Source organism: Streptomyces sp. UH6, assembly GCF_013421635.1.
In the GTDB taxonomy this organism is placed as follows: Bacteria; Actinomycetota; Actinomycetes; order Streptomycetales; family Streptomycetaceae; genus Streptomyces; species Streptomyces abyssomicinicus.
This window is the reverse complement of sequence record NZ_JACADT010001214.1, coordinates 1-1486: the sequence shown is the minus strand read 5'-3', so window position 1 is coordinate 1486 and position 1486 is coordinate 1. Positions and strand designations below refer to the sequence as shown.

The following is a 1486-nucleotide window of genomic DNA, read 5'->3' as shown; positions in this document are numbered from 1 at the left end:
GGGACGGGCGTGGTCAGCGGGGGGCGGGCGCGCCGTGCCAGGTCCGCCAGAGGGCGGCGTACTCGCCCCCGGCGGCGACCAGCTCGTCGTGGGAGCCCAGTTCCGTGAGGAGCCCGCCCCGCATGACCGCGACCCGGTCCGCGTCGTGCGCGGTGTGCAGCCGGTGGGCCACCGCGATCACCGTGCGCCCCTCCAGCACCGCCGCCAGCGCGCGCTCGGTGTGACGGGCGGTGGCCGGGTCGAGGAGCGCGGTCGCCTCGTCGAGGACCAGCGTGTGGGGGTCGGCCAGCACCACGCGGGCCAGGGCGAGCTGCTGGGCCTGCGGACCCGACGTGCGGTACGCGTCCGCGCCCAGCACCGTGTCCAGCCCTTCCGGCAGGGCGGACACCCACTCCGCGCCCACCGCCTTCAGCGCCGCCCACAACCCGGCGTCCTCCGCCCCCGGTTCGGCGATCAGCAGGTTGTCCCGCACCGTGCCGAGGAAGACGTGGTGCTCCTGGGTGACCAGCACCACCTGGCGCCGCAGCCGCTCCGGCGTCAGCGACACCACCGGCACCCCGCCCACCGTCACCGTGCCCTCACCCGGAGCGTCGATCCCCGCGATCAGCCGGCTCAGCGTCGTCTTGCCCGCCCCGGACGGCCCCACCACCGCCAGCCGTTCACCGGGCCGCACCACCAGGTCCACGCCTCCCAGCACCTCCGGGCCGCCCGGGTAGGCGAACCGGGCGCCGCGCACCTCGATCACGTCGTCCGCGGGCTCGGCCGTCACGCCGCGCTCGTCCCGGGGGGCCCGCGCCAGGCCCTCGACCCGGGCGAAGGAGGCCCCGGAGGACTGCAACTGCTCGACCATGTCCAGCAGGTGGTCCAGCGGATTCTCCAGCTGCCGCATGTACAGCGCCGCGGCCACCACCGCGCCCAGGCTCAACGACCCCTGGAAGTGGAGGTGTCCGCCCACCAGCAGCACGCCGGCCACCGGCAGCGCGTAGGAGAAGTCCAGCGAGGGGAAGAAGACGCAGCGCAGGAAGAGCGTCCGCATCCGGGTGCGGCGCGCCTCCTCGACCGCCTCACGGTTGGCCGCGACGCGCCGCCGCTCCAGCCGGAACGCCTCCACCGTCCGCGCGCCGGACGCCGTGGAGGTGAGCTCCTCGGCCAGCTCGGAGGTGGCCGCTCCCTGCTCCAGGTAGGCGTCACGGGCCCGCCGCAGGTACCAGCGGGTCGCCGTGAGGATGCCCGCGAAGCCGAGGACCAGGCAGGCGCCGAGCAGCGGATGGATGAGGAACACCGCGCCGATCAGCACCAGCGCCTGGGCCGAGTGGATCAGCAGGTCCGGTCCGGAGTCCCGCAGCGTCTTCCCGACGGCGGCGACGTCCGCCGTGCCCCGGGTGGTCAGGTCGCCCGCCCCGGCCCGCTCCACCACCGACGCGGGCAGCGCGAGAGCCCGGTCCACGAACTCCTCGCGCACCCGCGCCAGCGCCCGCTCGCCCAT

1 protein-coding gene is annotated in these 1486 nt (G+C 75.8%); it reads right to left on the bottom strand.

Annotated features, from left to right (window positions below):
• Window positions 1–13 precede the first annotated feature (13 nt).
• A partial coding sequence (locus tag HW445_RS30700) for an ABC transporter ATP-binding protein (RefSeq protein WP_180224062.1) occupies window positions 14–1486 on the bottom strand: 1473 nt, incomplete at its 5' end.